The 24,477-nt window shown below is 69.8% G+C and carries 22 protein-coding genes; 9 read left to right on the top strand and 13 right to left on the bottom strand.

The annotated features are described in order from the left end of the window. Positions 1-85: 85 nt before the first annotated feature. Complete coding sequence (locus tag ACQUS7_RS08045; protein WP_435125859.1) at positions 86-619, bottom strand: HTH domain-containing protein; 534 nt, start codon at positions 617-619, stop codon at positions 86-88. A 159-nt stretch (positions 620-778) separates the two neighbouring features. Here ACQUS7_RS08045 and ACQUS7_RS08040 point away from each other — a divergent pair, with 159 nt between their 5' ends. From ACQUS7_RS08040 to rocF, 3 genes are all read left to right on the top strand, one after another. Next, entirely contained in the window at positions 779-1,696 is a 918-nt protein-coding gene (locus ACQUS7_RS08040; protein WP_435146195.1) for an NAD-dependent epimerase/dehydratase family protein, read from the top strand. Between the two features lie 72 nt (positions 1,697-1,768). Further along, positions 1,769-2,695, top strand: a complete 927-nt coding sequence (locus tag ACQUS7_RS08035) for a carbamate kinase (RefSeq protein ID WP_435146193.1) — start codon at positions 1,769-1,771, stop codon at positions 2,693-2,695. A 40-nt stretch (positions 2,696-2,735) separates the two neighbouring features. Beyond that, complete coding sequence (gene rocF / locus ACQUS7_RS08030; protein WP_435146191.1) at positions 2,736-3,749, top strand: arginase; 1,014 nt, start codon at positions 2,736-2,738, stop codon at positions 3,747-3,749. A gap of 123 nt (positions 3,750-3,872) precedes the next feature. On the opposite strand, the gene gyrA is transcribed toward rocF, so the two are convergent. Both gyrA and gyrB read right to left on the bottom strand, forming a co-directional pair. After that, positions 3,873-6,365 (bottom strand): DNA gyrase subunit A, encoded by a 2,493-nt coding sequence (gyrA, locus tag ACQUS7_RS08025; RefSeq protein WP_435146189.1) that lies wholly within the window; start codon positions 6,363-6,365, stop codon positions 3,873-3,875. Between the two features lie 9 nt (positions 6,366-6,374). Continuing rightward, positions 6,375-8,309 carry a DNA topoisomerase (ATP-hydrolyzing) subunit B gene (gyrB, locus tag ACQUS7_RS08020; protein WP_435146187.1) on the bottom strand — a complete coding sequence of 645 codons (1,935 nt, stop codon included), beginning with the start codon at positions 8,307-8,309 and terminating at the stop codon, positions 6,375-6,377. A 246-nt stretch (positions 8,310-8,555) separates the two neighbouring features. Here gyrB and ACQUS7_RS08015 point away from each other — a divergent pair, with 246 nt between their 5' ends. Beyond that, a complete protein-coding gene (locus ACQUS7_RS08015; protein ID WP_435146185.1) occupies positions 8,556-10,979 on the top strand; it encodes a DNA topoisomerase VI subunit B in 2,424 nt (807 codons plus the stop codon). 1 nt (position 10,980) lies between these two features. Beyond that, the gene (locus ACQUS7_RS08010) at positions 10,981-12,093 is read left to right on the top strand and encodes a DNA topoisomerase IV subunit A (RefSeq protein ID WP_435125840.1); all 1,113 of its coding nucleotides are present in this window, start codon (positions 10,981-10,983) and stop codon (positions 12,091-12,093) included. 92 nt (positions 12,094-12,185) lie between these two features. On the opposite strand, the gene ACQUS7_RS08005 is transcribed toward ACQUS7_RS08010, so the two are convergent. From ACQUS7_RS08005 to ACQUS7_RS07990, 4 genes are all read right to left on the bottom strand, one after another. After that, positions 12,186-12,950, bottom strand: coding sequence for an MBL fold metallo-hydrolase (locus ACQUS7_RS08005; protein ID WP_435125839.1), 765 nt, complete (start codon positions 12,948-12,950; stop codon positions 12,186-12,188). Between the two features lie 25 nt (positions 12,951-12,975). Continuing rightward, a complete protein-coding gene (locus ACQUS7_RS08000; protein ID WP_435125836.1) occupies positions 12,976-13,176 on the bottom strand; it encodes a hypothetical protein in 201 nt (66 codons plus the stop codon). A 99-nt stretch (positions 13,177-13,275) separates the two neighbouring features. Continuing rightward, positions 13,276-14,997 (bottom strand): ATP-dependent DNA ligase LigA, encoded by a 1,722-nt coding sequence (ligA, locus tag ACQUS7_RS07995; RefSeq protein WP_435125833.1) that lies wholly within the window; start codon positions 14,995-14,997, stop codon positions 13,276-13,278. A gap of 284 nt (positions 14,998-15,281) precedes the next feature. Next, positions 15,282-15,785 carry a DUF6884 domain-containing protein gene (locus tag ACQUS7_RS07990; RefSeq protein WP_435125830.1) on the bottom strand — a complete coding sequence of 168 codons (504 nt, stop codon included), beginning with the start codon at positions 15,783-15,785 and terminating at the stop codon, positions 15,282-15,284. Between the two features lie 170 nt (positions 15,786-15,955). Here ACQUS7_RS07990 and ACQUS7_RS07985 point away from each other — a divergent pair, with 170 nt between their 5' ends. Then, positions 15,956-17,503 carry a hypothetical protein gene (locus tag ACQUS7_RS07985; protein ID WP_435125827.1) on the top strand — a complete coding sequence of 516 codons (1,548 nt, stop codon included), beginning with the start codon at positions 15,956-15,958 and terminating at the stop codon, positions 17,501-17,503. A gap of 112 nt (positions 17,504-17,615) precedes the next feature. Here ACQUS7_RS07985 and psmB read toward each other — a convergent pair whose 3' ends face one another. Both psmB and ACQUS7_RS07975 read right to left on the bottom strand, forming a co-directional pair. Next, positions 17,616-18,344, bottom strand: a complete 729-nt coding sequence (gene psmB / locus ACQUS7_RS07980; RefSeq protein ID WP_435146181.1) for an archaeal proteasome endopeptidase complex subunit beta — start codon at positions 18,342-18,344, stop codon at positions 17,616-17,618. A 64-nt stretch (positions 18,345-18,408) separates the two neighbouring features. Continuing rightward, positions 18,409-18,615, bottom strand: coding sequence for a hypothetical protein (locus tag ACQUS7_RS07975; RefSeq protein WP_435125824.1), 207 nt, complete (start codon positions 18,613-18,615; stop codon positions 18,409-18,411). Between the two features lie 335 nt (positions 18,616-18,950). Between ACQUS7_RS07975 and ACQUS7_RS07970 the strand changes: the two genes are divergently transcribed. Together ACQUS7_RS07970 and ACQUS7_RS07965 are read left to right on the top strand one after the other, a co-directional pair. After that, complete coding sequence (locus ACQUS7_RS07970) at positions 18,951-19,322, top strand: DUF555 domain-containing protein (RefSeq protein ID WP_435125821.1); 372 nt, start codon at positions 18,951-18,953, stop codon at positions 19,320-19,322. Positions 19,323-19,561: 239 nt separating this feature from the next. Further along, entirely contained in the window at positions 19,562-20,101 is a 540-nt protein-coding gene (locus ACQUS7_RS07965) for a CBS domain-containing protein (protein ID WP_435125819.1), read from the top strand. Between the two features lie 50 nt (positions 20,102-20,151). Here ACQUS7_RS07965 and ACQUS7_RS07960 read toward each other — a convergent pair whose 3' ends face one another. From ACQUS7_RS07960 to ACQUS7_RS07945, 4 genes are all read right to left on the bottom strand, one after another. Next, positions 20,152-20,331 carry a hypothetical protein gene (locus ACQUS7_RS07960; RefSeq protein ID WP_435146178.1) on the bottom strand — a complete coding sequence of 60 codons (180 nt, stop codon included), beginning with the start codon at positions 20,329-20,331 and terminating at the stop codon, positions 20,152-20,154. A 142-nt stretch (positions 20,332-20,473) separates the two neighbouring features. Continuing rightward, entirely contained in the window at positions 20,474-21,505 is a 1,032-nt protein-coding gene (gene purM / locus ACQUS7_RS07955) for a phosphoribosylformylglycinamidine cyclo-ligase (RefSeq protein ID WP_435146176.1), read from the bottom strand. 98 nt (positions 21,506-21,603) lie between these two features. Next, on the bottom strand, positions 21,604-22,254 hold the full coding sequence (locus tag ACQUS7_RS07950) for a metalloprotease (RefSeq protein WP_435146174.1): 651 nt from the start codon (positions 22,252-22,254) through the stop codon (positions 21,604-21,606). After that, positions 22,251-24,038, bottom strand: a complete 1,788-nt coding sequence (locus ACQUS7_RS07945; RefSeq protein ID WP_435146172.1) for a TraB/GumN family protein — start codon at positions 24,036-24,038, stop codon at positions 22,251-22,253. The genes ACQUS7_RS07950 and ACQUS7_RS07945 overlap by 4 nt, the downstream gene beginning before the upstream one ends. Positions 24,039-24,200: 162 nt before the next feature. On the opposite strand from ACQUS7_RS07945, the gene ACQUS7_RS07940 reads away from it, so the two are divergent. Continuing rightward, positions 24,201-24,407 carry a hypothetical protein gene (locus tag ACQUS7_RS07940; RefSeq protein ID WP_435146170.1) on the top strand — a complete coding sequence of 69 codons (207 nt, stop codon included), beginning with the start codon at positions 24,201-24,203 and terminating at the stop codon, positions 24,405-24,407. Positions 24,408-24,477 lie beyond the last annotated feature (70 nt).

The following is a 24,477-nucleotide window of genomic DNA, read 5'->3' as shown; positions in this document are numbered from 1 at the left end:
GAGAGAACGCACCGACAGTCGTCGTCCAGCGAGCGCGTCGCGGCTCGGCTCGGCCGGACTCGCCTCGTCGTCGGCGGGTCCGCGGTCAGTGCTCGGGCTCCTCGGCCGGCGCCTCCATGCTCTCCAGTTTCAGGATGAGCACGGAACTGGACGCGTCCTTGCCGTCGACGGTGCCGCGGATGAGCAGCTTCGACAGCGGCGTTGGGCCGACGGTGACGGAGTCGCCCTCGTGGAAGTCGCGGACGGAGCCCTGCAGCTGAATCTCGGCGCGGCACAGCTCGGGGTGGTGGACCGACGTCAGGTCGATCTCCTGGACGTTCACGTTCTCCAGCCGCTCGCCCTCGTGTGAGAGCGGCGTCGCCGCCGGCTCGTCGAGGCTCTGGAGGTCGAGCGCCTCGAACGCGTTCGACGTCGGCTTGTAGCCGCCTTTCGGGCCGGGGACGCCCTCGACCAGTTGGAGCGCCTTCAGGCTCTGCATCTGGTTGCGGATGGTGCCGGGGTTCCGGCCGACCGCCTCCGCGATGGTCTCGCCCTTGACGGCGTCCTCGGATTCGCGGTAGAGGTTTACCAGTTCGTTCAGGATTTTGCGTTGACTGTCGGTGAGCTCGATGGACGACATATGACGAAGGATACCCGGTGAACGTGCATAAATCCACGGAACGCGGTCCCGCAGTTCGACGGACAGCGTGGATTCGCGGGGCGATGAGGCGGAACGACGCGGTTCCCGGTGTCGGCGCCGACCGACACGGCTTAGGCGACGGGGCGGCGTCGGTGGGACATGGAAGGGAAGCGTGTCCTCGTCACCGGGGGCGCCGGCTTCATCGGCTCGAACCTCGCGAACCACCTCGCCGCCGACAACGACGTCGTCGCCGTCGACGACCTCTACCTCGGCACGCCGGAGAACCTCGACGACGACGTGGAGTTCGTCGAGGCGTCCGTCCTCGACGACGACCTGCCGGCGGACGTCGACGTGCTGTTCCACCTCGCGGCGCTCTCCTCGCTCAACATGCACGAGGAGGACCCACAGCGCGGCGCGCGCGTCAACGTCGAAGGATTCGTCAACGCCGTCGAACAGGTCGCGGCGAACGGCTGTGACACCGTCGTCTACGCGACGACCTCCTCGATTTACGGCAGCCGGACCGAGCCGTCGCCGGAGTCGATGGACGTCGAGGCGCACACCGGCTACGAGGCGTCGAAACTCGCCCGCGAGCGGTACGCCGAGTACTACGCGAACGGCCGCGACATGAACATGGCCGGGATGCGGTTCTTCTCGGTGTACCAGGGCGCCCGCGGCGCCGAGGGCCACAAGGGCGAGTTCGCGAACATCATCGCGCAGTTCGCCGACTGGATGGCGAACGGCGAGCGACCGAAAGTGTACGGCGACGGCGGCCACACCCGCGACTTCACGCACGTCGACGACATCGTCCGCGGCATCGAGCTGGCCGCCGACCACGAACTCACCGGCGTCTACAACCTCGGCACCGGCGACGCGTACAGCGCCGACGACGTCGTGGAGATGCTGAACGACGAACTCGGCACGGACCTCGAACCGGAGTACGTCGAGAACCCGATTCCCGAGGAGAAGTTCGTCTACCACACCTGCGCCGACTACTCGAAGATCAACGACGCGACCGGCTGGGAGCCCGAAATCAGCTTCGAGGAGGGCATCCGCCGCGTCTGCGAACCGTACAAGTAGCCGCGTCGCGTCGAACCCCCGGTCGGCGGGGCCGGCCACAACCACCATTGACCGGGGGCGACACGGCCCGGTATGACGCGGACCGCGGTCGCGCTCGGCGGCAACGCGATTCTCCGCGGCGGCGAGGGAACCGTCGAGGAGGAGCGCCGCCGGATTCGGGAGACGCGGACGGAGCTCCGGCCGCTTCACGACGACGGGCACGACCTGCTGTTCACGCACGGGAACGGCCCGCAGGTCGGCGCGCGCCTGCTGACGGAGACGAAGGCGTCCGGCGAGCCGGAGCCGCTGGACGTGCTTGTGGCGGAGACGCAGGCGCGCATCGGCTACCACCTCCAGCTCGGGCTGGGCGACGCCTTCGGCGGGCGGCCGGTGGTGGTGCTCACGCGGACGCGCGTCGACCCGGACGACCCCGGGTTCGACGACCCGAGCAAGCCCGTCGGCCCCGAGTACACCGACCTCGACCCGTCGGCGGCGTCGTTCCCGGTCACCGAGGTCCACGGCGCGAACGGGCGGGCGTACCGGCGCGTCGTCCCGTCACCGGACCCCGTGGAGGTGCTCGAAGCGGACCGAATCAGGCGGCTCGCGGAGGCCGCCGACGGCCCGGTCATCTGCGGCGGCGGTGGCGGCGTCCCGGTCGTCAGGCGGGACGGCCGGCCCGGCGAGTACGAGGGCGTCGCCGCGGTCGTCGACAAGGACCGGACGACGCGGCTGCTCGCGGAGACCGTCGGCGCCGACTCGCTGCTGTTTCTCACCGACGTCGACGCCGCCTACCGCGGCTTCGGCACCGCCGACGAAGAGCCGATTCGGGAGGCGACGCCGGCGACGCTTCGGGACCTGCTGGCGGCCGGCGAGTTCGGCGCCGGAACGATGCGGCCGAAAGTCGAGGCGGCGGCGGCGTTCGTCGCCGACACCGGCGGCACCGCCCTCATCACGTCCCCCGAACGGCTCCGTGACGCGCTCGACGGCGACGCCGGAACCCGGGTCGTCCCCGCGTCGTAACCCCCGCGGTTTCAAATCGTTCGCGGGCCAACCCTCGGCCATGACCGACAGCAGCGACGCCGCAGCAACGACCGACGGCGGACGCGACGAAGGTGGCCGACACGACGGAGACGACGGACGCGATGGAGACGACGGACACGACGGAGGCGGCGGACGGGTCCGCGTCATCGGCGCGCCGACGGACTACGGCCAGGACCGCCGCGGCGTCGACATGGGGCCGTCGGCAATCCGGTACGGCGGGCTCTCGTCGGCGCTCGAAGACGCCGGCATCGACTGCGTGGACGCCGGCGACCTGCCGGTGCCGCGCGCCGAGGAGCGCGACCCGGACTACCGGATGCCCGCCGAGGGGAACGCGAAGTTCCTCCGCGAAATCGAGGCGGTGACGGACCGGCTCGCCGACGAGGTCGCCGACGCCATCGCCGCGGGCGACCGGCCGCTCGTCCTCGGCGGCGACCACAGCATCGCCATCGGGTCGCTCCGCGGGTCGGCCCGCGACGCCGACGTCGGCGCCGTCTGGTTCGACGCGCACGGCGACTACAACACGCCGACGACGTCGCCGTCGGGGAACGTCCACGGGATGCCGCTCGCCGCGGCGCTCGGCTACGCGGAGTGGGCCGGCGTCGACTGGGCGAACGCCGACGGCCTCCGCGAGGAGAACGTCGTCTACGTCGGCCTCCGGTCGCTCGATTCGGCCGAGCGCGACGCCATCCGCGACTCCGAGATGACGGCGTACACGATGAGCGACATCGACGAGAGCGGCATCACCGATGTCGTCGAAGCGGCGCTCTCCGTCGCCGCCGACGGCGTCGACGGCGTTCACGTCAGCCTCGACCTCGACTGGCTCGACCCGAGCATCGCGCCGGGCGTCGGCACCGCGGTCCGCGGCGGCGTCACCTACCGCGAAGCCCACTACGCGATGGAGCGCGTCGCGGACGCCGACGTCCTCCGGTCGATGGAGCTGGTCGAAGTGAACCCGGTGCTCGACCAGCACAACGAAACCGCGGAGCTCGCCACCGAACTCGCGGCGTCCGCGTTCGGAAAACGAATCCTGTAGCCGCGTCGGCGACGCAGACGCGGACGCAGCCGCGAACGCGGACGCGACGACGCCGGTTCGGTAGGCGGCGCGCCGCAGTGACGTGGCGGTGTGGAGAAGACGGAGGGTTCTGCGGCGTCGGGGTTACTCGTCGTCGCCGGACTGCTGGTTGTCGGCGGCGACACGGTCGGACGGAAGCACGTCGACGGCGGCGACCTTGTCGCCAGCCTCGACGTCCATCACGGTGACGCCCATCGTGTTACGGCCGACCGTCGAGAGGTCCTCGACGCGGGTCCGCATAATCTGGCCGGCCTCGCTCATCACGAACAGGTGGTCGCCGCTCGACACCGCCTCGATGGCGCACGCCGGGCCGTTCCGGTCGTTCGTCTTGATGTCGATGAGCCCCTTCCCGTTCCGGCTCTGCGTCCGGTACTCGGCGAGTTCGGTGCGTTTCCCGTAGCCGTTCTTCGTGACGGTCAGCACCCAGTCGTGCGCGTCCGGGTCGACCGCGGCGACGCCGGCGACCCGGTCGTCGCCCTCCAGGTCGATGCCGCGGACGCCGCGCGCAGACCGCCCCATCGGCCGAACCTCGGACTCGTCGAACCGAATCGCCATGCCGCCACGGGTCCCGATGACGAGGTCGTGGCTGCCGTCCGTGACTTCGACGTCGGCGAGCGCGTCGCCGTCCTCCAGTTTGATGGCGCGGATGCCGGTCGAGAGGATGTTGTCGAAGTTGTCGCCGGTGGTGCGTTTCACGTAGCCGCCGCGGGTCACCATCGTCAGGTAGTCGTCCTCGTCGAGGTCGTCGCAGTTCACGACCGACGTGATCTCCTCGCCCTCGTCGAGGTCGAGGACGTTCACGGCGGACTTCCCGCGGGCGGTCCGGCCCATCTCCGGCACCTGGTACGTCTTCAGCTGGTACACCTGGCCGTGGGTGGTGAAACAGAGCAGGTAGTCGTGCGTCGACGCGAGGAACACCGACGACACCCGGTCGCCCTCCTTCAGGTCGGCGCCGATGATGCCTTTCCCGCCGCGGTTCTGCGCGGTGAACTCGGCGGCCGGCATCCGCTTGATGTAGTCGTCCTCGGAGACGACGACGACCGTCTCCTCCTCCGGGATGAGGTCTTCGTGGGTGACCGTCCCGGTGTCCTCGACGAACCCGGTGCGGCGGTCGTCGTCGTACTCCGACTTGATTTCGCGGAGCTCCGACTTGATGACCTCGAGCAGTTCGGACTCGGAGCCGAGAATCTCTTCGAGCCGCTCGATGCGCGCCTGCACCTCCTCGTACTCCGACTCGATTTCGGCGGCCTCCATCGACGTCAGCGACCCGAGCTGCATCCGGACGATGTGTTCGGACTGCGCCTCGCTGAACTCGAACCGGTCGCGGAGCGCGGCGCGCGCCTCGTCGCGGTCCTCGCTGTTCCGGATGGTCTCGACGACGTCCTCGACGTTTTCGAGCGCCTTCAGCCTGCCTTCGAGGATGTGCGCGCGGTCCTCCATCTCGTCGAGTTCGTGCTCGGAGCGCCGCGTCACGACCTCCTTCCGGTGGTCGATGTAGTGCTCCAGCGTCTCTTTCAGCGTCAGCACCTTCGGCTGGCCGTCCACGAGCGCGAGGTTGATGACGCCGAACGTGGATTCGAGGTGGTGTTCGAGCAGCTGGTTCTTCACGACCTCGACGTTCGCGCCGCGCTTCAGTTCGACGACGACGCGGACGCCGTCGCGGTCGGACTCGTCGCGCAGGTCGGAGACGCCCTCGATGACGCCCTCGTTGACGTCTTCTGCGATGCGTTCGACGATGCGCGCCTTGTTCTCCTGGTACGGCAGCTCCGTGATGACGATGCGTTCGCGGTCGTTCCCGAACTCCTCGACGTCGAACTCGGCGCGGACGCGGATGCGGCCGCGGCCCGTCGAGTACGCCTGCCGGACCGCGTTGCGGCCGACGATGTTGGCGCCGGTCGGGAAGTCCGGCCCCTTGACGTGTTTCATCAGGTCCGAGACGGAGGCCTCGGGGTCGTCGATGAGTTCGATGGTGGCGTCGACGACCTCACCGAGGTTGTGCGGCGGCACCTTCGTCGACATGCCGACCGCGATGCCGGTCGAGCCGTTCACCAGCAGGTTCGGGTACGCCGCCGGCAGCACGTCCGGCTCTTCGAGCCGGTCGTCGTAGTTCGCGGAGAAGTCGACGGTGTCGCGGTCGATGTCCGCGAGCAGCTCCTCGGAGATGCGCGACATCCGCGCCTCCGTGTACCGCATCGCCGCCGCCGGGTCGCCGTCCATCGACCCGAAGTTCCCCTGGCCGTCGACGAGCGGGTACCGCATCGAGAACTCCTGGGCCATCCCGACGAGCGTGTCGTAGATGGCGGAGTCGCCGTGCGGGTGGTAATCACCCATCGTCTCCCCGACGATGGAGGAGGACTTCCGGTGGCTCGTGTTCGACGTGACGCCCATCTGGTGCATCGCGTACAGGATGCGGCGATGCACCGGCTTCAGGCCGTCACGGACGTCCGGGAGCGCTCGGCCCGCGATGACGGACATCGCGTAGTCGATGTACGACTGCTCCATCTCGTCTTCGATGCGGACGTGCTCTACTCGCGCCGCCGCGACGTCGTCGTTCGCGTCAGGTGCGTCTGAACTCATCGAATCACCTCAGATGTCCACCCACTCCGCCTCCGGAGCGTGGTCCTTGATGAACTGTTTCCGCGGCTCCACCGAGTCGCCCATCAGGACGTTGAACATGCGGTCGGCCGCCGCGGCGTCCTCGATGTCGATCTGTTTCAGGATGCGGTTCTCCGGGTTCATCGTGGTCTCCCAGAGCTGCTCCGGGTTCATCTCGCCGAGCCCCTTGAACCGCTGGACGCGCGTCGGGTTGCCGTCGCACTTCTCCTCGATGATGCGTTCGCGCTCCGCTTCGGTCATCGCGTCGTACGTGTCGCCGCGGTACCGGATGCGGTACAGCGGCGGCTTCGTCGCGTAGATGTAGCCGGCTTCGAGCAGCGGCCGCATGTGCCGGTAGAAGAACGTCAACAGCAGCGTCCGGATGTGCGCGCCGTCGACGTCGGCGTCGGTCGCCATGATGATCTTGTGGTAGCGGGCGTCCTCGATGTCGAACTCGTCGCCGATGCCGGTGCCGATGGCGGTGACGATGTTCCGAATCTGGTCGTTCTCCAGCACCCGGTCGAGCCGGTGCTTCTCGACGTTCAGCACCTTCCCGCGGATGGGGAGCACCGCCTGGTTCTCCGGGTTCCGCGCCTGCTTCGTGGAGCCGCCGGCGGAGTCGCCCTCCACGATGAACAGCTCGGACTCCTCGGGGTCGCGGGACTGACAGTCCGCGAGCTTCCCGGGCAGCGCCGTGGATTCGAGCGCGGACTTCCGCCGCGTCAGCTCTTCGGCTTTCTTCGCGGCCTTCCGCGCGCGCGCCGCCTCCGCCGCCTTGTCGACGATGGCTTCCGCGACGTCCGGGTGCTCTTCGAAGTACGTCCCGAGGTGTTCGTGGACCGCGGACTCGACGACGCCGCGGACCTCGCTGTTGCCGAGTTTCGTCTTCGTCTGCCCCTCGAACTGCGGGTCGGGGTGTTTCACGGAGATGACGGCGGTGAGCCCCTCGCGGACGTCCTCGCCCTTGAGGTTGCCGTCGATGTCGCCGATGAGGCCGTGTTCGTTCGCGTAGTCGTTGACGACGCGGGTGAGCGCCGTCTTGAACCCGGTGAGGTGCGTGCCGCCCTCGCGGGTGTTGATGTTGTTGGCGAACGCGTGCACCGACCCCTGCAGTTCGTCGGTCGCCTGCATCGCCACCTCGACGGTGACGGTGCCGTCGTCGACCTCCTCTGCGGCGTCGAAGTAGACGACTTCGCGGTGCAGCGGCGTCCGCGTCTCGTTGAGGTACTCGACGAACTCGCGGATGCCGCCCTCGTAGTGGTACGTCTCCTCGGTGCCGTCGCGTTCGTCGCGCAGCGAGATGTTGACGCCGCTGTTGAGGAACGCGAGTTCGCGGAGCCGCGTCGCGAGCGTGTCGAACGAGAACTCCGTCGTCTCGAAGATCTCGTCGTCGGGCCAGAACCGCATCGACGTCCCGGTCTCCTCGTCCGGCTCCATGTCGCGGACCCGTTCGAAGCCGTCGGGCTGCGGTTCGCCCTGCTCGAAGCGGTGTCGCCACACGGCGCCGTCGCGTTTCACTTCGACTGTCAGTTCGGCGCTGAGCGCGTTCACGACGGAGACGCCGACGCCGTGGAGGCCGCCGGACACCTGGTACGACTTGTTGTCGAACTTGCCGCCGGCGTGCAGCACCGTCATGATGACTTCGAGCGCGGGCCGGTCGTACTTCTCGTGGGTGTCGACCGGGATGCCGCGTCCGTCGTCGGAGACGCTGACGGAGTCGTCGTCGTGGATCGTGACGTCGATGTCGTCACAGTAGCCGGCGAGCGCTTCGTCGATGGAGTTGTCGACGACCTCGTAGACCAGATGATGGAGGCCGCGAGAATCCGTAGAACCGATGTACATGGCCGGACGTTTGCGGACGGCTTGCAGGCCTTCGAGGACCTGAATCTGCCCGGCGCCGTACTCACTCTCCCCTGAGTCTGACATAGGAACCTTACTCGGATTAGCGCGGCCCCACGTATAAGTCCTCCCACGCGCGCGCGAAGCGAGTAAGCAGACCGACACGACCGCGGCCGCGGAGCCGCGACCGCCGCGGACCGAACGCGCCGGACGATTCTCCGGGACGAATTCGCCGTCTGCGGCGGTCAAATCGGGCCGCTTCCCGGCGGTTTTCACTTTCACCTCGCCGTGGACACCGTTTTATGCCCCGGCCGGATACGCATACCCACCAGAATGACGTCGTTCCAGTCGACAATCGGCGACGAGCCCGGGATCGCCGACGAGCTGGCCGAGAGCCAGCGCGAGATCTCCATCGCCGAGTTCTTCGAGAAGAACAAGCACATGCTCGGCTTCGACTCGGGCGCCCGCGGGCTGGTCACCGCCGTCAAGGAGGCGGTCGACAACGCCCTCGACGCCTGCGAGGAAGCCGGGATTCGCCCCGACATCTACGTCGAGATTCAGGAGGTCGGCGACTACTACCGGCTCGTCGTCGAGGACAACGGCCCCGGCATCACCAAGGAGTCGCTCCCGAAGGTGTTCGGGAAGCTGCTGTACGGCTCGCGGTTTCACGCCCGCGAGCAGAGCCGCGGTCAGCAGGGAATCGGTATCTCCGCCGCCGTCCTCTACTCTCAGCTCACCTCCGGGAAGCCCGCGAAGGTGACGAGCCGGCCGAAGGGCGAATCCGACGCACAGTACTACGAACTCATCATCGACACGGACACGAACGAACCCGAAATCAGCGTCGACGAGACGACGTCGTGGGACCGGCCGCACGGCACCCGCATCGAGATGGAGATGGAAGGGAACATGCGGGCGCGCAGCCAGCTGCACGACTACGTCAAACACACCGCCGTCGTGAACCCGCACGCCCGGCTCGAACTCCGCGAACCGGGGCTGGACGAACCGATGAAGTTCGAGCGCGGCACCGACCAGCTCCCCGACGAGACCGAGGAGATCCGGCCGCACCCCCACGGCGTCGAACTCGGGACGCTCATCAAGATGCTCGACGCGACCGAGTCGTACTCGGTGTCCGGGTTCCTCCAAGAGGAGTTCACGCGCGTCGGCAAGAAGACCGCCGACAAGGTGTGTGACAGTTTCCGCGACCGGCACTTCGGCCGGGCGCTCGGCTGGCCCGCCGACGAGGACGCCGTCCGCGACGCCGTCTCGGAGGCGGTCTCGAACAAGGGCGCGGAGGCGACGGCGTTCTTCGCGGACGAACTCGCCGACACGCTCGGCGCCCGCGAGCGCACCGCGCACGGCGAACTGGTCTCCATCGTCGACAACGTCGCCGACGCCGCCGAGGAGCGACACGGCGTCACGTTCGGCGACACCGTCCGCGAGAACGCCGTCGAGGCGGCGTGGGCCGAACTCACCGCTTACGACCCCGACGGCGAAGCCGACGACGGTGACGGCGTCGACCGGCTCACGCCGGCGCTGTACGAACTCGTCGACGACGCGACGTCGACGCGGAAGGACGACGCGGCCGTCCACGGCGTCGCCGAGCGGCTCGCCCGGCGGTTCGCGAACGGCGACGACCACCACCACGCGACGCTGCGGACGCTCCGCGGCTACGTCGACGAGGCGGCCGACGACACCGAGGAGTTCGACGACGTCACGTTCGGCGACACCGCCCGCGAGAACGTCGTCGACGCGCTGTGGAGCCGGATGGTGACGGTCGACCGCGAGGTCCCGAAGGTCCGGGAGGTCGCCGGCGACCGCGACACCGCCTCCGCGCTGCTCGAGGCGATGCGCGAAACCGACATCCTCGCGCCGCCGACCGACTGTCTCGCCCCCATCACCGACGAACTGGTCGAGGCCGGGCTGAAAAAGGAGTTCGACGCGGACTTCTACGCGGCGGCGACCCGGGACGCCGAGGTGCACGGCGGCGACCCGTTCATCGTCGAGGCCGGCATCGCCTACGGCGGCGACATCGACGCCGAGGGGCAGGTCGAACTGCTCCGGTTCGCGAACCGCGTCCCGCTGGTCTACCAGCGCGGCGCCTGCGCCACCACCGACGTCGTGAAGTCCATCGGCTGGCGGAACTACGGGCTCGACCAGCCCGGCGGCTCCGGGATGCCGACCGGGCCGGCGGTCATCATGATTCACGTCGCCTCCACGAACGTCCCGTTCACCTCCGAGTCGAAGGACGCGCTCGCGAACATCCCCGCCATCGAAGACGAAATCGAACTGGCGATTCGGGAGGCCGCCCGCGACCTGAAGTCGTACCTGAACAAGCGCCGGTCGATGCAGAAGCGCCGGGAGAAACAGGACGTCCTCGGCCGCATCCTCCCGGAGATGGCCGACAAGGTGTCGGAGGTGTGCGGCCGGGACCGCCCCGACATCGACGCCGCGATGGCGCGCATCATGAACAACGTCTCCGTCGAACGCGAACGCGACGGCGAGACGGTGCGGCTGGTCGTCGAGAACCACTCGGACCGGACCGAAGAGCTCGACGTGACGGACATCGTCTCCGCCGAACCGACCGACGTCCCCGACGACGCCACCGTCGTCGACCTCGACGGCGAGTGGTTCGTGAAGTGGAACCCCTCGGTCTCCGGCGGCGACGAAGCGGTCCTCGAATACGCGGTGTCGGCCGACGCCGACTTCGACGTGAACGTCGACGGCGTCGAAACGGAGAAACTCACGGTGAACGCCTAACATGAGCACTGACAGCGACCTCAACACGAACCTGACCGACGAAGAAGCGCGCGACCGGCTCATCGAACTCGCCGAGGAGTTCTACGAGCAGTTCGACCAGGGCGACATCCCCGAGATGACGCTGCCGACCCGGACGAAGAGCAACATCGTCTTCGACGAGGACGCCGGCGTCTGGGTGTACGGCGACCGGACGTCGTCGCGGTCGGCGAACTCCGTCCGCGGCGCCAGGAAGCTGCTGAAGGCGGTGTACACCGTCGAGTTCCTGGCCCAGCAGCTCGACGAGGACCGCTCGTCCACGCTGCGTGAACTGTACTACCTCTCGGAGTCGTGGGACTCCGAGGAGGCGCAGTTCAACACGCAAGACGAGTCGAACCAGCTCGTCGAGGACCTCGAAATCGTCTCTGAGGTCAGCCGCGAGGACTTCCACATGCGGCCCGAGGAGTCCGGTGCGAAGGTGATGGGGCCGTTGCTGCTCCGCGAGCAGACCCGGCGTGGCGACCGCGAGATCCACTGCCAAGAGGACGTCGGGCAGGGCGGCTACCAGATTCCGAACAACCCCGACACCATCGAGTTCCTGGAGAACGACGCCGAGTTCGTCCTCTGCGTGGAGACCGGCGGGATGCGCGACCGCCTCGTCGAAAACGGGTTCGACACGGACTACAACGCGCTGGTCGTCCACCTCGGCGGCCAGCCGGCGCGCGCCACTCGCCGCATCACGAAGCGGCTGCACGACGAACTCGACCTGCCGGTCGTCGTGTTCACTGACGGCGACCCGTGGTCGTACCGCATCTTCGGCTCCGTCGCGTACGGCTCCATCAAGTCCGCGCACCTCTCTGAGTACCTGGCGACGCCGGAGGCGCAGTTCGTCGGCATCCGGCCGCAGGACATCGTGGACTACGAACTGCCGACCGACCCGCTGTCCGACTCGGACGTGAACGCGCTGGAGTCCGAACTGGAGGACCCGCGGTTCAAGACGGACTACTGGGAGGAACAGATCGAACTCCAACTCGACATCAACAAGAAGGCGGAGCAGCAGGCGCTCGCCGCGCAGGGCCTCGACTTCGTGACCGACACCTACCTGCCCGAGCGGCTCACCGAAATGGGCGTCCTCTAAGCGGCCAGCGCCGCACCGATTCGGCCGGCCTCCGTCGGCCGGGCCCCCTCGGTTTTCCACTCTGCCCGCGCCGTTCCGGCTGGTCCGTCGCGTTACGTCGACTCGTCGAGGACGACCGGAATCCCGCGTTTCGCGACGTCCGCGGCGAACGCCGCTGAGTCGGCTTCGAGCAGTTCGAGCGTGTTGTAGTGAATCGGCAGGACGAGGTCCGGCTGCATCCGTTCGGCGAGGTCGGCCGCCTCCCGCTCGTTCATGCAGACGGAGCCGGCGATGTTCGCGAGGAACAGCGACACGTCCAGTTCGGCGAACGCGTCGAGCGCGTCGGAGTCGCCGGGCCAGAAGACGGAGGTGCCGCCGAGCGCCAGCCGGAAGCCGACGCCGGTGCCGGGTGGATGCGGCACGGAACCGTCGCGGTCCGCGTGCGGCCCGTCCGGGTCGTTGTGCGCCGGCACCGTCCAGACGTCGGCGTCGCCGACGGCGACGTGGTCCGCGTCGCCGACTCGGACGACGTCGAACGGCAGGTCCGCCAGCGGCCGGACGTCGCGGTCGATTCCGGCGGCGTCGATGCCGTCGAAGGCGACGACGGTGGCGTCGTCGGCCGCGACGCGCTCCACGCCGTCGGAGTCGTAGTGGTGGTCGTGGGTGACGCAGACCAAGTCGGCGTCCATCGGTCGGTGGTCGGTGGCGCGCGGATGCGCCGCCTCCGTCGGGTCGCCGCCGCCCGGCGGCGTCCACTCCCCGGTGAGGACGCCGTATCGGCCCGGGTCGACGTACGCGACGAATCCGTCGTCGGTTTCCAGCCGCGCCGTCGCGTAGCCGTACCACGTCACGTCGAGCCCGTCGTGGTGCACCGTCATAGGCGGTGCTGGGTCGCGGCCCGGTTTACAGGTACCGCTCCTCGGCGGGGCCGAGCCAGAACCCGGCGGCGAACACGAACAGGACGGCGGCGAGCGCGCCGAACCGGAGCGCATCCCCGGCCGCCCCCGCCGCGGCCGACACGGCTGTCGCGACGACGGCGACGGCGAAAGCGAGCGTCAGCACGACCGGCACCGGGTAGGCGGCGACGAAGCGGCGGACGTTCATGGCCGACGGTTTCGCGGGCGCGGCGAAGTGTCTTGCCACTCGCCTCGGTTCAGTCGCCGGCCGCCGGCCTGCCGTGGCGAGCGTCGCGGTCGCGCCGCGTCACTGCTGTTCGGCGAGCCGTTCGACGCGCTCCATCGTGTCCGCCTCGGCGGCGTCTTTGTCCTCGCGCACCTCGACGAACCGCGGGAATCGGAGCGCGTACCCGGAGCTGTACGTCGGCGACGCCTGAATCTCCTCGTAGCCGACCTCGAACACCACCGCCGGCCGGACGTCGACGTCGGTGCCGTCCTCGGCGACGACGTGCGGCTCCAGCCGCTCGGTGAGCTCGACGAGCTGCTCGTCGGTGATGCCGGTCGCGACCTTCCCGATGGTCTCGAAGGCGTCGTCGCCGTCGGCGTCCGCGTCGCGGGCGGACAGCAGAAACGTCCCGAAGACGTTCGCGCGGCGGCCCTCGCCCCACTCCGCGCCGGTGACGGCGAGGTCGAGCGTCTCGACGTCGGGCTTCCGCTTCAGCCAGTTCCGGCCGCGCTTCCCCGGCGAGTACGTCGACGCCGGGTCTTTCAGCATGATGCCCTCGTGGCCGGCGGCGAGCGCGTCCGCCTCGAACCCCTCGATTTCGGCGGTGTCGTCGGAGACGAGCAGTTCGGAGACGCCGACGTCGAGCACGTCGGTGAGCCGGTCGTGCCGCTCGACGAGCGGCGCGTCGAGCAGGTCGGTGCCGTCGGCGTGCAGGCAGTCGAACGCCCGGAGTTCGACCGTCACCTTTTCGCGCATCCGGTCGACGTCGTGTTTCCGGCGGAACCGCCGCAGAATCTCCTGGAACGGCAGCGGGTCGCCGTCGTCGTCGACCGCGACCGCCTCGCCGTCGATGATCGCGGGCACCGACACGTGCTCGCGGGCGTGCTCGACGAGCTCCGGGAGCGCGTCGGTGACGTCCTCCATGTTGCGCGAGAACACGGAGACGTCGTCGCCGTCGACGTGGAGCTGGACGCGTGCGCCGTCGTACTTCGTCTCGACGGCCGCCTCGTCCCACGCGTCGAGCGCGTCGGTCACCGTGCCGGCCTGTGCGAGCATCGCGCGGACCGGGCGGCCGACCGTCAGCGACACGGCCCGGAGCCCGTCGACGCCGTCGTCACGGGCGATTTCGGCGACGCGGCCGTAGTCGTTCGTCACCTGCAGCGCCCGCTCGACCGCCGCGACCAGTTCGTCGGTGTCGTCGTCCTCTGCCCGCTCGTCCGCCGGCGTCACGACTGCCGCGTCGAGGAACGCCGCGGCGGTCGCGTCGCGAATCGACCCTTCGCCGACGCCGATACGCATCTCGCCGAGCAAGAGCCGCGCGAGGTACTTCGCCTCCGTCGGCGACGCGCGGTTGAACAGCCCGAACAGCACGTCGCGGCGGGTGTCCTCGCTGCCCGCGCCCTCCGCGGCCGCGACGTCGGTCAGCGTCTCGTACACCTCGGCGACGGTGAGGTCGTCCGCCGAGTCGCCCGAGCCGAACGCTGCGAGCCCGGTCTGGCCGCCGAAGTCGTAGCTCGCGGCAACCGCGCCGATTTCGCCCCGCTCCGCGAGCCGGTCTTCGACGTCGGCGGCGGTGACGTTCGGGCCGGCGGCGCGGGCGATGGCCTCGTAACACAGCGCCGGGCCGACCGCGAGTTTCCGGGTGTCCCACCCCGGGAAGACGCGGCCCTGCAGGAACCGGGCGACCGTGGCGAGGTCCTCGTCGGCGTCGGCGAGCAGCGCCGCGACCCGTTCGACCGTGGCGAGGTCGGCGTCCTCGGCCTCGACGTCGTCGGCACGCTCGGCGAACGAGGCGAATTGCATGCCTGACGGGAGTCCGTCGCCGCGAATAAGTCCGCCGACTCGGCGTCGGCACCGGTGACTGTATCGGCGTCGATGTCGGCGTTGGCGTCGGGGTCGATGTCGGCGTCGGCACCGGTGTCTGCGTCAGGGTCAGGGCGGCGTCAGCGTTGGCGTCGGTGTCGGCTGGCGTCGGTGCCAGGAACGTCGCTGCCGCGGTAGGACGCGACACTCCAGCCGCCGTCTGCGTCGCGCCCGGCGGAGCCCGGCCCTACCCGACTGGCCCAGTTCCCTCCGGCTCGGCGCGGTCAGTCGCTCCACTCCGCCGCGGGGTCCGGCGCCTCCTCGGCGTCGTCGCCGCGGCGGATGTCGAGCTGCTCGCGGAGCCACTGCTCCTGTCGGTCCTGGCCGCCGATGCCGGCGAGCGGCTCCGTGGTTTCCGCGCCGGCCGCCGAGACGCGGCTCAGCATTCCGCCGCGCTCTTTCAGCGCCTCCCGCATCGGCCGGTCGGCGAAAACGTGGACGCGCTCGTACTCCCGTTTCCGGACGCGAGACGCCACGTCGCTGACGACGTCCATCGCCCAGCGCGCCTGCTCGCCGGGCTGCAGGTCGGTGAACGCGCGGTCGACGCCGTCGACTTCCTCGTCGGGCGCGACGACGCCGTGGCGTTCCGAGAGCACGAACCACTGGTCGCAGACGTGCGCCGCGAGGTCGGCCTTCAGCGAGAAGAACTCCGTCGCGTAGCGGTCTTCGGCGCGGCCGCGGCCGCTGAACGGGCAGGCGCCGCCCTGGACGAGGCCGAGCGAATTCATGGCGGCGGTTCCGTAGTCGGTAACTTAGTCGTTCCGTCACCGGGGGAGTCGGCCGATATTCGAGGCGGTGCGCCGACACGTTTCACGTCCGGCGGCGGCGAGACGCGGACTCGTCAGCGCGGTGACTGCCGCCCGACGGCTTCAAGGAGTCGCCCGCGCCAGAGAGGGGTATGGCCGACAGTGACGCCGACCTGGCGGACCGCGTCGACGACGTGCTGGACGTCGACGCGGAGGCGTTCCGTCAGCGGGCGGAGGCTGACGCCGAGACGGTGAAGTCGGAGCTGCACGAGGGGACGTTCGACAACCACCAGTCCATCGTCGGGCTGGAGTACGAGTTCTACGCCGTCTCCGAGGGGCGGTGGCGCGGCGCCGACAACGGCTCCGCGGAGCCGTACGCGCTCACCCGGGTGCCGCGTCGCCTCCTCGAACTCATCGGGTTCGAAAAGGAGCTCGGCTTGCACAACGCCGAGATGACGACGAGTCCGCAGCCGCTCAACCCCGACGGGCTGCGCGCGCAGGTGTCCGAGGTCCGCGCGCGGCTCGCGGCGGCGCTGGACACGACGAGCGCCGAGGGGATGCGGCTGGTGTCGGACGCGATGTGGACGGTGCCGCCGGTCGGCGAGTCCGCGCGCGACTACCTCGCCGACAGCATCAGCGACGACGGCGTCCGCGTCGCGACGAACATGAGCGACGCCGTCCGGTACCACGCGATGGCGAACGGCGAGGAGTCCGCAGACCGGTTCTCCGTGGAGGCGCCGCACGTCGACCTGACCGCCGAGACCGTGATGCCGGAGAGCCTCATCACGTCGATTCAGCCGCACTACCAGCTCCCGAACGCCGAGGACATCCCGGTGTACCACAACTTCGCGCTGCGCGTCGCCGCGCCGCTGCTCGCGCTCGGCGTCAACAGCCCGTTTTTCCCGCCGGACCTGTACGCCGCCGATGCGACCGCCGAGGACGTGCTCCGGGACGGCTGGCAGGAGAACCGCGTCGCCGTCTTCGAGTCCGTTCTGAACCAGCCGGGCAGCGAGAAGGTCCGGTTCCCGCGCGACCTCGACACCGTCGAGCAGGCGGTCGACCGCGTCGCCGCCGACGACACGGTCGTCCCGATGCCGGTGGACGGCGGCGACCGGTTCGACGACGCGTTCGCGACGCTCCGCACCAAACACGGGACGTACTGGCGGTGGGTGCGGCCGGTGTTCGACGGCGCGACCCGGTCTGCGGCGAACGCCCGCATCGAGTTCCGGCCGCTCCCCGGCCAGCCGACCGTCCGCGACTCGGTCGCGTTCCTCGCGGCGTTCGCCGGCCTCATGGAGAGCCTGCCGCGGCGGCGACACCCGGTGTGGGACCTCGACTGGGGCGTCGCCGAGGAGAACTTCTACAGCGCCGTCGAGGACGGCGTCGACGCCGACCTCGACTGGATAACGACCGACGGCGCCGAAACCGGGGACAGCGACGAGATATTCGACGACGTCCTCTCGCACGCCGAGGCGGGGCTGGAGGACGCCGGCTGTTCGGAGGCGGAAGCCGAACGCTACCTCGAACCGCTGCGGTACCGCGCCGAGAACGGCGTCACGCCTGCGAGCTGGAAAGTCGACGAGGTGCGCGAGCGGCTCGACGACGGCGCCGACTTCGCCGACGCCGTCACCGGGATGCAGCGCGAGTACATCGGCCGGCAGACCGAGTCGCTGGTCGACGGCCACTTCGGCGAGTGGTGACGCCCGGCGGCCGGAACTGACTCGCGGCCGGAGCCGTCGCTTGGCGGCGTGAAAACAGGTCGCGAAGACGGAAGCGGACGGAGAACCCGGCCGGGTCGGTCGGCGGTCGGCGTTACTCGGCGAGCAGGTCGCCGAAGTCCTTGTGTTTCGTGACCTCGACGCCCTCCTCGGTGACGACGGCGACGTTGATGCCGTTGCCGGAGGCGAGGTCGCGTTCGACCGCGGACTCGATGGCGCGGGCGGCGACGGTTTTCGCGTCGTCGACGGTGAGGTCGTCGTCGTACTCCTGTTCGAGCACACCGAGCGCGTACTGGCTGCCGGAACCGGTGACGGTGTACTCCTCTTCGGTCATGCCGCCGGCCGCGTCGATGGAGTAGACGTGCGTGCCGTCGTCGTCGACGCCGCCGAGGATGGGCTGGACGATGTAGAAGGCGCCGGAGCGGAGCAGGTTCCCGGTGAGCGTCGAGAGCGCCTGCATGCTCATGTCCTTGCCGCGGCGAGCCTCGTAGAGGTTCGTCTCCGCTTTCAGCGTCTGAATCAGGTTCTGGGCGGCGGAGACGGAGCCGGCGATGGTGAGCGCGCCGGTCGGGTGGACCTGCTCCACCTTCTGGACGTCCTTCGAGGACACCATGCGGCCGAGGGAGGCGCGCATGTCGGTCGCGAGCACGACGCCGTCTTCGGTGCGGATACCGACCGTCGTCGTCCCGGTTTTCATCGCCTCTCCGTCCTCCATGGCCTGCGCCCGCTGGTCGGCGTTCGGGAACTCGCCGAGTTCCGGCCCGAACACGGTCTCGTCACCACGCAGCGGGTCGGCGTCGCCGAGGTCGCTCGATGGTCGCATTACCACACGGTTAGGCGGCGCCGCTGATAAAGCCATTCCTTCGGGAACTCGGTGAACGTCGACGCTATCCGTCGGTCTCGGCGTCCTCGGACGCGTACGCGGCGTATGCGGCGTGGATGCGGTCGACGACGCGGCTGAGCGGGACGACGACCCCTGCGCGGCGGCCGAGCAGCGCGAGCGGGAACAGCAGGATTCCCGCGAGGACGGTGAGCTGGTGGAGCGCGAACAGCCCGGTGTGGCGGGCGGCCCGTCTGACGTGCAGCGCGGTCATTGCGTACCTGCGTCGAAACCCGTCGCCGTATATAACTGTACCGGGTCGTCGGAATCCGGGTATTCGTCCGACGTACTGCGGTTTCCCGCGTTCGGCGTCGCGGCGGCCGTCGCTGCAAACCTCCGCTTCGAGAATCGGGGGTTCGACGGCGCACACACGGGTAATCCTCGTAACTTACGAGAAAGCCGCAGATGTCGTCCCCGTTCCTCCCGGCGCGGCGACCAGCCGGGGTTGACGCGGACGGGCCGGCCGCGCCGCCCGGTCAGCGTGCCACGCCGTCACGGTGGGAGACGCGAACCACAAGGTTGGAACCCCCGCGGCTCGTCGAATCGCCCATGAGCAACTACCTCGTCGCGCTGGAAGCGGCCTGGCTGGTTCGTGACGTCGAAGACATCGACGACGCCATCGGCGTCGCGGTCAGCGAGGCGGGGCGGCGCCTCAACGAGGAGGACAAAGAGTACGTGGAAGTCGAGGTCGGTGCGACGCCGTGTCCGGCCTGCGGCGAGCCGTTCGACTCGGCGTTCATCGCGGCGTCGACCGCGCTGGTCGGGCTCGTCCTCGAAATCGAGATCTTCAACGCCGACAGCGAGGAGCACGCCACCCGCATCGCGAAGAGCGAAATCGGCGGCGCGCTCCGCGACGTCCCGCTGGACGTCATCGAGGTCGTCATGACCGAAGAGGACGAGGAGGACGAGGAGGAACGGTAAGCCGGCAGCGCCGCCGGACAGCCGCCCGCTCGGACTCGCTTCGATGCTGACCCTCCTGTTCCTGCAGCACGACAGCGACGCCTCCCGCGCCAGCAACTCCCGACGAGGTCACGTCTCTGTCGTAAGTCCGTTCCCCCGGTCAGCGGCCCGAAACGGGTGTTCAGAGGCTTCTGAGCCGAGTCTGAGTCGCTGAACCGCGGACCCCGAACGCTTATTAATAACCAAGGGTTATCGCGAGTATGGAGCTCCCGACGCCACAGGACCTCCGCGAACGCCGGACGTCGCTCGGGCTCACCCAGAGCGAACTCGCCGACGACGCGGACGTCTCCCAGCCACTCATCGCCCGCATCGAGGGCGGCGACGTCGACCCGCGGCTGTCGACGCTCCGCCGCATCGTCGAGGCGCTGGAGGAAGCCGAAGGCGACGTCGTCCGCGCGCGCGACCTGATGCACGAGGACGTCATTCACGTCGCGCCCGACGACGCCGTCCGCGACGCCGTCGACCGGATGGACGCCGAAGCGTACTCCCAGCTCCCCGTCATCCAGAACGGCGTCCCGGTCGGCTCGATTTCGCAGTCCGACGTCATCCACGCCGGCGAGGACGCCGGCGAACTCCCGGTGAGCCAGGTGATGTCGGAGTCGTTCCCGACGGTCAGCCCGACGGCCACCGTCGACGAAATCCGGAACCTCCTCGACCACTACAAGGCCGTCATCGTCACCGACGCCGGCGAGGCCGTCGGCATCATCACCGAAGCCGACCTCGCCGCACAGCTCTCCTGAAACCGGAGTTCCGTCGTTCGGCTCGGACGAAGGCGAGGTGTCGACCGGGCTCAGCTCGATTCGACCGCGAGGAGGCCGACTATCAGGCCGGCAACGCCGCCAGCGGACGCCCGGAGCAGCGGATTCCCGTCGAGCACCACACTGAGGAGGACGCCGAGTCCCGCTCCGAGTGCACCGAGTACGCCGACGACTCCGTCGCTATCGAACCCCGGAAGTCCCCGTCGGTCCATGTCGCTGAATCAACGCCGCACCACGACGTAAACGCACCGTCCGCACGGCAGGTGGCAGCGACCGCGACCGCCACGCACCTTTATCACGGACGAGTCGGCGCCGCGGTCCGGCGCACGGAGCGGCGTCGACCCGGCCCTTTCGTTACAGTTCCAGTCCGCGAATCGCGACGCCGTCGCCGTCGTCGACGTGGCCGACGACGCGGCCGTCGGTCGCGTCCGCGAGGGCGTCCGCCTGCGCCGGCGGGAGCGCGGCGACGAACCCGGTCCCCATGTTGAAGGTGCGGTGCATCTCGGCGTCGGAGACGCCGCCTTCGGTCTGCACGAACTCGAAGACGGGTTGGGCGGGCCACGGGTCGTCGACGACGTAGCGGTGGTCGCCGAGCCGTTCGAGGTTCGTCCAGCCGCCGCCGGTGACGTGGGCGGCGCCGCGGACGCCGTGGTCGCGCATCGGGCCGAGCAGGTCCGTGTAGATGCTCGTCGGCTCCAGCAGCGCCGCGCCGACGGTGTCGTAGTCGCCGAACGGGCACGGGTCGGTGTAGTCGTGGCGTCGCGTCGCGGCTTCGCGGGCGAGCGTCAGCCCGTTCGAGTGGATTCCGGAGGACGCCCAGCCGACGAGCGCGTCGCCGGGCGCCGCGGCGCCGTCGAACACGGCGTCTTTCGGTGCGAGCCCCGCGACGGTGCCCGCGAGGTCCAGTCCCTTCACGACCTCGGGCATCACGGCGGTTTCGCCGCCGACCAGTTCGACGCCGGCGGCCTCGGCGCCGCGGCGGAGCCCGTCGCCGACCTGCTCGGAGAACGCCTCGTTCGGCTCGTCGACGGCGAGGTAGTCGACGAACGCGACCGGTTCGACGCCGGCGGCGACGAGGTCGTTGACGTTCATCGCCATGCAGTCGATGCCGACCGTCGAGTAGTCGCCGAGCGCCTCCGCGACGAGCAGTTTCGTGCCGACGCCGTCGGTGGCGAGCGCGAGGTACCGGTCGCCGATGTCGAGCAGGCCCGCGTAGTCGCCTTCGCTCTCGCCGACCGCGGAGACGAGCGCGGCGGTCGCGGCCTCGCTCGCGTCGATGTCGACGCCGGCGTCGGCGTACGTCAAGCCCTCCTCGCCGCCGCGTTCGTCGGCGTCGGCGCCGACGTCGTCGGTCCCGTCACCGCTGGCTGAGGCGTCGTCGTCCATACCGAGCGGGCGGCGTCGGGGGAGAAAAGCGCACCGACCACGGCCGCCCAGCCGACCGCGACGCGCTGGCTGTGACGACCGGCCGGCCCGCGTCCCGGCTACAGGAGACCGAAGCCGAGTCCGCCGAGCCAGGCGCCGACCGCGAGCACGACGCTGACGACGAACACGACCGCCCAGACCGGCGTCGACCACGACTTGACGGTGGCGCCGTCGAGCGCGCCGACCGGCAGCATGTTGAACGCCGCGAGGAACAGATTCACGGTGACGCCGAGGCCGCCGACGCCGGCGGCCAGCGGTGCGCCGACGGCGACGCCCGCGACCAGAACCGCGAGGAAGCAGACGGCGAGCGCGAGGTTCACGGCGGGGCCGGCGAGCGCGATGAGGCCGTGTTCGCGCTCCGTGATGCGGCCCTGGTGGTGGACGGCGCCGGGCGCGGCGAACAGGAAGCCGGCGAGCGCGGCCGCGATGGCCAGAAACAGCATGCCGTAGTCGGCGCGGAACGCGGCGCGCTGCCCGTACCGGACCGCGACGACCTTGTGGCCGAGTTCGTGCAGCAGGAAGCCGATGCCGGCGGTGAACAGGCTGACGAGCAGCGCCGTCACCAGCGGGCCGACTGCGCCGGCCGTCAGCGCCGACGCCGCCGCGGAGCCGCCGCCGAGGAAGAACAGCGCGAACGCGACGCCGAGCGCGAGCCACGACGCGACGAGGTCGCGGAGTTCGCGTCGGCTGAACGAGACGGTGGCGCTCACGTCAGCGCCCCCCAGATGATTTCGGCGCTGTTCGCCGCGCCCTTCACCATCAGGCACCGGACCGGGTTGTTCTCGCCGGGCGGCTGGCCGCCCGCCAGTTGCATCCCGAACAGCGTCGGGACGTCCTGACAGACCGTCGGCGGGAGGCTCGCGGCGAACAGCGGGATGACGTAGAGGACGAACAGCGTCGACGCGACGATGCTGCCGACGTTCGTCATTGCGACCACCATGATGAGCCGGAACAGCGGGACGTCGAGCATGTCGTCGAAGATGTCGCGGACCGGCCGCGTCTCGTCGGAGAGCAGTTCGTTCAGCCGGCCGATGTCGGCGACGTTCACCGACATGTGTTTCAGTTCGGCCCAGCCGGTGAACCAGCCGGGGGCGAGCAGCGGATTGATGGACGTCATCCACGCGACGGCGCCGCCGAGCCCCGCCGACGTCCAGCGCGCGCCGGCGAGCTTCGCGAGCACCGCGGCGAACGCGCCGTTGATGAGGAACCACGCGGCGAACAGCTGCAACACGAGGCCGTTGCGGAGCCCCGCCATCGCGAGCAGCACGAAGAACGCCACGAACACGGCGGAGACGCCGTACGCCGCGATTTTCCCCCACGGGAGGCCGCCGGCGTCGGCGTCGCCGACGAGCGACTCCATCGGCGGCAGCGTCTCGGGCTGTTCGAGGTAGCGTTCGATGCCCTCGCGGTGGCCGGCGCCGACGACGGCGACGACGCGGAACCCGGAGTCGCGGAGCCCGACGAGCTGGTGGGCGATGAAGGCGTCGCGCTCGTCGATGAGCGCCTCGGCGCCGCCGGGGGAGAACTGCCGGAACTCCTCCATCATCGCGGTGACGACGTCGGCGTCGGTGAGTTCCGCCGGGTCGAACCCCTCCAGGTCCTCCACGTCGCTGTCGGCGGACAGGCCGACGCCGAGCGCGTCGAGGACGACCGCCGCGGCGCCGCCGACCGCGACGCCGACGACGACGCCGAGCGTGAGGCTCCCGACGGTCTGCAGCGCGAACCCGGAGAGCAGCCCGGCGAGCGAGTCGACGAACGCGCCGGTGACGACGACGCCGGCGAGCGCGGTCACGCCGACGACGACGCCGGCGACGAGCCCCGTGGTGCCGTCGGCGAAGATGCGGCCGACCTCCGCGGCGACGTAGCCGGCGACGCCGCCGACGACGACGGCGGCGCCGACGGTGGTGAGCACGGCGCCGGTGAGGCCGACGCTGCCGCCGAACAGCCCGATAGCGGGGCCGAGCAGCACGCCGACGACGACGCCGAACACGACGCCGGCGACCCGCGGGTCGGTGACGCCGAACGCGAGCGCGCCGACGATGCGGAACTTCTCCAGCACGGAGAGCCGCGTCCAGAACCGCCGAATCGTCGTCTGGATGTCTCGGTCCACGAGCGCCACGTCGATGGCGAGGTCCTCGGCGGTCTCGACGGCGGCCAGCATCTCCGCGCCCGGCTCGATGTCGAACTGCTCGCCGAGCCGCGTCTGCACGTACGACAGCATCCAGTAGGCGAGGAACTGGAAGACGGTGTTGCCCGACAGCAGGTCGCCGGAGTCGAGGTCGTCCGGCGTCTCGCCTTTCATCTGCCGGTAGCGGCCCTCGTCGAGTTCGACGGCGACGACGTCCGGCCGTTCCTCGTCGATGACCTCCTCCACCTCCCGGACGGAGTCGGCGGAGACGTGGGCGGTGCCGACGACCCTGACGCTGCCCTCGCCGGCGGCTTCGGAGGGCTCCGGCGGCGACGGCACCGGGTCGGGGGCGGCCTCGTCACTCATTGCCCCGTGGTTTCGCGGCGCTCTGTTTACGTGTGTCGGAGTGTCAACGCTCCGCTCGCCGCCGACCCGGCGAGACAGCGTGGCGTCTGCGCCGCGAAACGAGAGCGGCGACCCGTTGAAGAAGCGTTTTGTCAGCGGCGGCGAAACGACGGCTCACCCTCCATGAACCGATGGCAGTTCTTCCAGGCGCTGACGCTCTGGTTCGTCGTCCTGCTGTTCGTCCGCACAGCACCCGGTGGAGACGGCCTGCTCGGCACAGCGACCGGCGTCGTCGCCCTGGTGCTCATCTGGTGGCTCCCGATCTACCTGCTGTACGAACTCTACTTCGCGGCGCTCAGCCGATACGGCGCCGACCCCGACGGTTCGTGAACTCGGACCGACGGGGCCGGCAGGCGGCGCGGTGACACCGCGCGACGAATCCGCGTCGGCGCGCGATTTA

Source organism: Halobaculum sp. P14 (genome assembly GCF_051195155.1).
Lineage (GTDB): Archaea > Halobacteriota > Halobacteria > Halobacteriales > Haloferacaceae > JBNTKA01.
Note: the sequence above shows the minus strand (reverse complement) of the source record. Positions and strands in the feature narration are given on the sequence as shown.